The organism is Salinibacter sp. (genome assembly GCF_036626415.1).
Taxonomy (GTDB): domain Bacteria; phylum Bacteroidota; class Rhodothermia; order Rhodothermales; family Salinibacteraceae; genus Salinibacter.
This window is the reverse complement of sequence record NZ_JAZKRW010000135.1, coordinates 1-7594: the sequence shown is the minus strand read 5'-3', so window position 1 is coordinate 7594 and position 7594 is coordinate 1. Positions and strand designations below refer to the sequence as shown.

The 7594-nt window shown below is 67.4% G+C and carries 5 protein-coding genes; 4 read left to right on the top strand and 1 reads right to left on the bottom strand.

Annotated elements, in window-relative coordinates; translation table 11 throughout:
• The first annotated feature begins 144 nt into the window (after positions 1–144).
• The 3 genes from V5A20_RS12090 to V5A20_RS12080 all read left to right on the top strand — a co-directional run bounded on the left by V5A20_RS12090 (position 145) and on the right by V5A20_RS12080 (position 4588).
• Positions 145–1242: a serine hydrolase domain-containing protein gene (locus V5A20_RS12090; RefSeq protein WP_332317067.1), complete on the top strand. Its 1098-nt coding sequence runs from the start codon at positions 145–147 to the stop codon at positions 1240–1242.
• A gap of 331 nt (positions 1243–1573) precedes the next feature.
• Positions 1574–4384: an alpha/beta hydrolase family protein gene (locus V5A20_RS12085; protein ID WP_332327437.1), complete on the top strand. Its 2811-nt coding sequence runs from the start codon at positions 1574–1576 to the stop codon at positions 4382–4384.
• A gap of 36 nt (positions 4385–4420) precedes the next feature.
• Positions 4421–4588, top strand: coding sequence for a hypothetical protein (locus V5A20_RS12080; RefSeq protein ID WP_332316956.1), 168 nt, complete (start codon positions 4421–4423; stop codon positions 4586–4588).
• 105 nt (positions 4589–4693) lie between these two features.
• On the opposite strand, the gene V5A20_RS12075 is transcribed toward V5A20_RS12080, so the two are convergent.
• The gene (locus tag V5A20_RS12075) at positions 4694–5527 is read right to left on the bottom strand and encodes a hypothetical protein (protein ID WP_332327436.1); all 834 of its coding nucleotides are present in this window, start codon (positions 5525–5527) and stop codon (positions 4694–4696) included.
• 479 nt (positions 5528–6006) lie between these two features.
• Here V5A20_RS12075 and V5A20_RS12070 point away from each other — a divergent pair, with 479 nt between their 5' ends.
• On the top strand, positions 6007–7449 hold the full coding sequence (locus V5A20_RS12070) for an MATE family efflux transporter (RefSeq protein WP_332316954.1): 1443 nt from the start codon (positions 6007–6009) through the stop codon (positions 7447–7449).
• The last annotated feature ends 145 nt before the right edge of the window (positions 7450–7594 follow it).

Here is a 7594-nt window from a genome sequence, read left to right as displayed (position 1 = left end):
GCCGTGGAGGTGACGGTGCAGGGGCAAGAGCAGCTCCGCATCGGCACCGACGAGCCCGAGCGTCTGAAGCAGGCGTTGGATGCGGGAACCAATCACTAACGGACGCACGACATGCGCACAGTGCTGACCACGATTGTCTTGAGTATGGCATTTGCTGTGGGCGGGGTGGGGACTGTAGAGGGGCAGCCGGCACCGGTCATCGACTCAGTTGGGCAGGCCCTCATCGAGAACCAGCCAGGCGGCGCCGTCGTCGGCCTCCTGGACAACGACACCACCCGGCTCCATGCCTTCGGCGCCGCCGACTCTACCGGTCGTCTGCCGACGGCCCGGACTGTGTTTGAAGTTGGCTCGATCACCAAGACGTTCACGGGGCTGCTTCTGGCCGACGCGATCGAGCGGGGGTGGGTGGCGCGATCGACGCCGGTGGGGGCGCTCCTGCCAGATTCGGTGACCGTCGGCACGGCCGATTCGACACCGATCACGCTTGGGCACCTCGCCACGCACCGGTCCGGCCTGCCGCGCCTGCCCGCCAACCTGAATTCCGCCCTCCGGCCCACCGACCCGTACGCCGCGTATGGCGACAGTGCGCTCTACACCTTCCTCGACGGCTACGAGCTTCCGCGGGCGCCGGGCACAAAATACCAGTACTCAAATCTCGGCGCGGGGCTGCTCGGCCACCTGCTCGCCCGCCGGGCCGACACGACGTACGCTGCGCTTGTTCGCCGGCGCATCGCCAAGCCGCTCGGCCTGTCCGACACGCGAATTGATCTCACGGACGCCCAGCAGTCGCGCTTCGCTCAAGGCCACACCCGCACCGGTGCGCCTGCTCCGCCCTGGCACTTCGATGCGCTGGCCGGGGCCGGGGCCCTGCGCGCTACCGCCGCCGACATGCTGGCGTACCTCCGGGCGCACCACCGCGCCCTCGCGGCGTCTCCGGGCACGGCCACGGCCCTGCAATCGGCGATGCGGCGGGCTGCTACGATCCATGACTCTGCCGATAGCGAAGGGCCTCGAGTGGGCCTCGGCTGGCACCAGTCGACCCGCGACGGACACGAGGTGCTGTGGCACAACGGCGGCACCGGCGGCTTTCGGAGCTTCGTGGCGCTCGACCGTGAGACCGGTCACGGCGCCGTGGTGCTGGTGAGCACGGTCCTCGCCACCAGACGGGTGACCGAGGCCGGCTTCGCACTGCTGGGGGCGCTCCGACCAGCCCGGCCCGCACCGCCCGACTCATCGCCGTAACCGCTGCTGGATCCCGCGTGGACGCGATGCTCATGGCCGCCCTCTTCTACGTCGTCGCGGCGGTGCACGTGTTGCTCCCGCCGGACCAGCTGGTTCGCTTCTGGCGCCGCCGCTCCAGGGGGAGGACGACTACATCGCTTAGGGCGCGGCACCGGACCCGTCAACTACCACAGCGCCGCGCTCCGGTGTCCGCAACGACGTGCTCCACACCGCCCTGTAACAGTGTGCACGGCGCGCCCGTGCTTCGATCCTAGGGATGGGAACAGTCCCGCCGGCCCCCACGCTTCAATCGACGATTGTTCGCGTTCTCCCTCGGAACCGCTGCCCGACGATGTCCCGTCTCGGAGTCCTGCGTTTCCCCCTTGCCGCACTCTTCGCTCTCTTGTTCACAGCCAGCGTTGGGCCCGCCACGGCCCAGCCGTCCGACGCCACGCTCGACGAGGTCGACTACGGACAGTGGGAGCGGCTGGGCGGCGCCACCCTCTCGCCCGAGGGCACCTGGATGGCCACCCCCATCCGCCGCGTGAACGGCAACCACGAGCTGCGCATCCACCACACCCGGCGCGACACGACGCGCACCGTCGCCTTCGGGCGCAGCCCGGCCTTCTCGGCCGATGGCCAGTGGCTCGCGTACGCCATCGGCATGTCGGAAGAGAAGCGCAAAACGCTCCGGAAGCAGGAGAAGCCCGTCCGCCGCAAGATGGGCCTGCTGAACCTGGCGACCGGCGACACGACCGTCGTGCCCGCGGTGTCGGACTTTGCCTTCAGTGACGGCGGGCGCTACCTCGCCATGCGCCGCTACCCGCCCCAGGAGACCCCTGACGACATGCGCGGCGCCGACCTGCTGGTCCGCGACCTGCAGGCCGAATCGTACACCAGCTTCGGCAACGTGGCCGACATGGCGTGGCAGCACGAGGCCCCGCACCTCGCCCTCACCATCGACGGCATGACCGAAACCGGGAACGGTGTGCGTCTCTACGACGCGGCCACCGGACAGCTGCAGACCCTCGCCTCCACGCCCGGCGACTACACGGGCCTCTCGTGGCGCCCGGCCGAGGACGACCTCGCTGCGCTCCGGACCCGTGAGGACGACGACTGGCAACACAAGACCCATGTAGTGCTGGCCTGGACCGGCCTGAACGACGGTGCGCCCGAACGGCACCAGTTCGATCCCGCCACCGCCGAGGTTTTCCCTGACTCGCTCCGCATTGTGGACTACCGCACGCCGGAGTGGGCCACCGAACGCGAACGTCTCTTCTTCGGTGTGCAGGAGCGTGAGGCCGTCAAGCCCGACTCGGCGCAGGCCGACTCCGCGGCCGCCGACTCCCTGGAGGAGTACGGCCCCGCCGGCGTGAAGGTGTGGCACACCAGTGACGTCGACATCATCCCGCGTCAGGAGGTGCAGTCCGAGCAGGATCGGCAGGACAATTATCTCACTGCGTGGCACCTCGGCCGCAGTGGCGACGCCCGCTGGACGCGCCTCGGCACCGAGCTCACGGAAGACGTGCAGGTGCTCCACGGAGGCACCCGGGCCGCCGGGCTCGACCAGACGCCCTACCGCGAGGAGCGCATGTTCGGGCCCGTCTACCACGACCTCTACGCGATCGACGTGGCGACGGGCGAGCGCGAGCGGGTGGCCGAAAAGATACAGTTCTTTGAGGGCCCGAGCCCCAACGGCCGCTACCTGCTCTGGCTGAAGAACGACCAGTACCACGCCTACAATCTACAGGAAGAGACCGCCACCACGATTACCGAGGATGTGCCTGTCCCAGTCGTGGACGTGGACGACGACCACACTGTAGAGCAAAAGCCGCCCTTCGGCATCGCCGGGTGGACGGCGGGCGACCGGTCGGTACTCGTTTACAGCGAGTACGACGTGTGGCGGATCGCGCCGGATGGGGCCACCCCCGAACGCCTCACCATGGGCCGGGCCGACTCGGTGCGGCACCGCTACGTGGATCTGACGGACGAGGCGCCGGGCGAGCCGGACGTCATCCCCCGAAATGCGCCGATCTACTGGGACCTCTATGATGAGTGGACCGAGGAGCACGGCTACGCCCGGGCATCCGCCCTCACGGGCACGCCGGAGCGTCTCGTGTGGAAGCCGAAAATGGTGACCGGCCTCACGAAGGCTGACTCTGCCGCCGTCTACGCCTACCGCACGGAGGACTTCGAGGACTCGCCCGACTATTTCCGGGCCGGCCCCCAGCTCGCCGACGGCCGACAGGTGACCCGCACCAATCCGTTCCAGGACGACTATGCCTGGGGCCGCTCCGACCTCGTCTCCTTCCGCAATGCGGATGGCAAGAAGCTGCAGGGCGCGCTCTTCTACCCGGCGGACTACGATCCGGAGAAAAGCTACCCGATGATCACCTACATCTACGAGACCCGCTCGCCACAGGCCCGCAACTACCTGGTGCCCACCCGCGAGCACCCGTACAATACCACCGCGTTCACGCAGGAGGGATACATCGTCTTCCAGCCCGACATCACGTACCGCCCGCGGGACCCGGGCAACTCGGCGGTCGACGCCATCGTGCCGGGCGTAAAGGCCGCGACCGAAGCGGCCGCCGTGGACACGTCGCGGATCGGGCTCGTAGGCCATTCCTGGGGCGGCTACCAGACCACATTCACCGCCACGCAGACCGACATCTTTGCAACGGCGGTGGCGGGGGCCCCGCTCACCAACATGGTCTCGATGTACAACTCCGTCTACTGGCGAAGTGGCGCCACCGACGCCCGCATCTTCGAGATCAGCCAGGGCCGGATGGGCGTCCCGCCGTGGGAGGACATGGACGCCTACGTGGCGAACTCGCCCCTCCACCACATCGAGTCGCTCAACACGCCGTTCCTCATGGCCTTTGGCACCGACGACGGCGCCGTGGAGTTCAACCAGGGGGTCGAGTTTTACAACGCCGCCCGCCGGGCCGACAAGCAGCTCGCCTTCCTGGTGTATGACGGCGAGAACCACGGCATCAGCCGCCAGGAGAAGAACACGGTCGACTACCGGAATCGCGTGCTCGAGTGGTTCGGCCACTACCTGAAGGGCGACGAGGGCCCGGAGTGGATTCAAGACGGCGTGCCCTACCTCGAACAGGTGGAACAGCAAGACGAGCAGCAGAGCGCCCGTGCCCCCCGTTAGTCAGCACTTGCGTCAGTCCGGACCTGCGGCCCCTTCATGTCGCGGCATGAGCACACCCAGATTGGCTACGTGACAGGAGGCGCCCTCATCGCCGCCCTGCCCCTCCTCTACGCCGCCTTCATGGCGGAGGACGGGGAGCTGGGGGTGTCGGCCCCGTACTGGCCGGCGCGTTCGGAACCGGCGCGGTTCGTTTTTCGACCCTGACGGCAAAAGCTTTTTCAAGCCTGACGGCAAAAGCAAAGCCTGACCGGGGAGAAGGCTCCCCGATCAGGCTGCTCGTTGCCGGGTCTCCTGGTGGGGAACCCCGAGCTAGTCGAACTCAATTTCGGAGACGCCGTCCTCGAACTCGGACTCAAACTCCCGGACCGCTCCAGTCTCTCCGTAGTCGAACTGGGAGAGCGCCTCGACGGTCCCATTGTCACGCTCAAACCACCGCGCCGGATCGAGCCGCACGACGAGCTCGCGAGAAAACCCATCGCTGGTCACCTCGAGAGGCGTGCTCAGGGTCCGCTCTACTTCAATTTCGGCTTCGAAGTAGGTCGTAAAAGAGGTCGGCGTGCCGTCGGAGGGAGTGAAGGTGCCAACGACGACCATGCTTGCGTCCTCGGGCCAGTTTGGAAATCCTTCCTCACTTCGGATGTCCGACAGCAGTGCGCGAGCGTTCTGCTCATCGTCGTCGAGGTCGTCGACCTCAAACTCAAACTCGTTGTAGGTGCCTTCCGGCACGTCTCCAGCGGCGACGGGCAAGACCTCAGAGCTCTGGAGCGGGAGGTCCAAGAAGCTCGGGCGTTCGATTTCTACCTCCCGCTCAATCTCAACCTCTACGGTGTCGTCCCCCGTGCTTTCTGTATCCTGCTCCAACTTCACCTTGTCGACGATCAGGCGAAGGTCGTGAATTTCGAGGGTGCCGTTCGAGCCTGAGAGCGTCAGGGTGTCGGACTCGGCCTTGGCGAGCGCGCTCGCCGACTGTGTGGCCCCGGAAGAGGACGTCGAAAAGCCCACCTGTACCTCGCCGCTATTGCTGGTGGGCGGGCTGTCCGTATTGGAGGGACCGGTCGAGTCGCAGCCGACGAGGGCAAGGGCCATCGCGACGATAAGGGCCAGGGGGGCGAGTCGGGAGCGTAGGGAGGCGGATCGGATCATGGTTGTCGTATTGGCTTATCGAAAAAATTACGGTGGGCGGAGTAGGCCCTCTGTACCGAAGAGATGTCTCCAGGGCAGGGACCAGTGCGTCGAGAACAAATCGTTTCGAACGCCTTCGCCCATTGTAGTAGACAAGCCGCGTTCCGGACGATTGGGGCGCTGTGCCGATTCACGAGATGGGCACAGTTTCGCGGTCTACGGGGGATTAGGGCGGGTGGAGAGGGTTTGTGAGCAGGGGCCGGCCCGGGAAAAGAGAGGCCCGAACGTCTCGCTGTTGTCTCAAGGGTGTGTCAAGAGCAACAGTGTTGAGACACCGCAGGTCTCGGCCGTACGTCCGGGGTGGGAACGGCCGGGGGCTTCCGGCGAGACGAGAGATTTCCTGCGAAACGAGGGGTTTGTCCAGGACTCGACGAACGGCAAGGCCCACTTCACGTTGAGCACTGTGCGTTCGTTTGCACGCTGTTCTCGTCCTCTCGCCTGTGTCTTCCCGCGCTCTGTACCACGAACTTCGCGCCACCCTTCGCCTGGCCGGGCCCGTCGTGGCGGCCCAGCTGGCGCACATCTCCATGAGCTTCGTGGACACGGTGATGGTGGGGCGCCTGGGGCCGGAGGCGCTGGCGGGCGTGGCGCTCGGGCACACGGTCTTTTTCTTCTTCGCCATCATGGGGATGGGCATGGTGCGGGCCGTGGGGCCCCTGGTGTCGCAGGCCGTGGGGGCGGACGCGCCGGCGGCGGTGGGGCGCAGTGTGCGGCAGGGCCTGTGGCTGGCCGGAGGGCTGGGCGTGGCCATTCTGCTGGTCCTGAGCACCATTGAGCCGGTATTGCGGTGGACGGGGCAAGAGCCGACGGCCATCGACGGAGCCACGGCGTACCTCAACGCCATCCGGTGGGGCATCCTGCCGTTCCTGGGGTTTGCCGCGCTCCGGAGTTTCGTGGAGGGGCTCTCGCGCCCGCTCCCGGTCACCATCATCGCATTCATCGGCGTGGGGGTGAATATCGTGGCCAACGAGCTGCTGATGTTTGGCTACTGGGGCCTGCCGGCGCTCGGGCTCGCCGGCACCGGCTGGGCAAGCACGATTGTCTTCTCGGCTCTCTTTGGCCTGCTGGCCCTGTTTGTGCATCGCACGGAGCCCTTCTCAACCCACGGGGTGTTCGGGCGGCTGGGCGAGCCGGATCCCGACACCCTGCGAGAGCTGGTGTGGGTGGGGGCGCCGATGGGGGCATCGCGGGGCGTGGAGTCGAGCCTGTTTATGGCAACGACGGTGATGATGGGCACGCTGGGGACGACGGCGCTCGCAGCCCACCAGGTGGCCCTGCAGTGTGCGGCGTTCGCGTTCATGGTGCCGCTCGGCATTGGAATGGCCGGCACGGTGCGGGTGGGGCAGGCGGCCGGGGCGCAGGACGAGGCGGGGGCGCGCCGGGCCGGCGGGGTGGCCATGGGGCTCGCCACCCTCTTCATGGCGGGGACGGCCATCCTCTTTTGGACATTGCCGCGGCCCATCGTGGGGCTCTACCTGGACCTCGCCAATCCCGGCAACACGGAGGTCGTTGCGCTGGCGGTGCAGCTGCTGGGGGTGGCGGCGGTCTTTCAGCTGTTCGACGGCCTGCAGGTGGCGGCCCACGGCGCGCTGCAGGGCCTCAAAGACACCCGGGTGCCCATGGGCATCGCGGTGGGGACGTACTGGGGCATTGGCCTCGTGACAGGGTACTTGTGGGGGGTGCGCGGGGGCGGCGGGCCGGAGGCGCTCTGGTGGGGACTGGTGACGGGGCTCGCCGCGGCGTCTGTCCTCCTGCTCGCGCGCTTCCACCGTCAGGTGGGGCAGGCCGTCGAAGAGGCGGCCGTGCCGACCGCCTCGAACGGCTCGGCGCCCCCAGCAGCGTCTGCGGAGGTGCCGGTGGCGGAAGAGAAGCCCTCGGGGTAAGAAGCGTCGACATGGACGGCCAAGGCCCAGGAAGCCTGCGGGCCACTTGTGCTTACTTTCGGATTCTCGTTCTCGCTCACAATCGCGTTGCCGCATGACTTCTTCTCAGAAGCGAGTCGCCTCGGTCTGCCTCGTCGTCATCGGG

What these genes read in the sequence shown, in the direction of transcription:
- V5A20_RS12075 (WP_332327436.1), bottom strand. Translation starts at nt 5,527, where the DNA reads ATGATCCGATCCGCCTCCCTACGCTCCCGACTCGCCCCCCTGGCCCTT.
- V5A20_RS12085 (WP_332327437.1), top strand. Translation starts at nt 1,574, where the DNA reads ATGTCCCGTCTCGGAGTCCTGCGTTTCCCCCTTGCCGCACTCTTCGCT.
- V5A20_RS12080 (WP_332316956.1), top strand. Translation starts at nt 4,421, where the DNA reads ATGTCGCGGCATGAGCACACCCAGATTGGCTACGTGACAGGAGGCGCC.
- V5A20_RS12090 (WP_332317067.1), top strand. Translation starts at nt 145, where the DNA reads ATGGCATTTGCTGTGGGCGGGGTGGGGACTGTAGAGGGGCAGCCGGCA.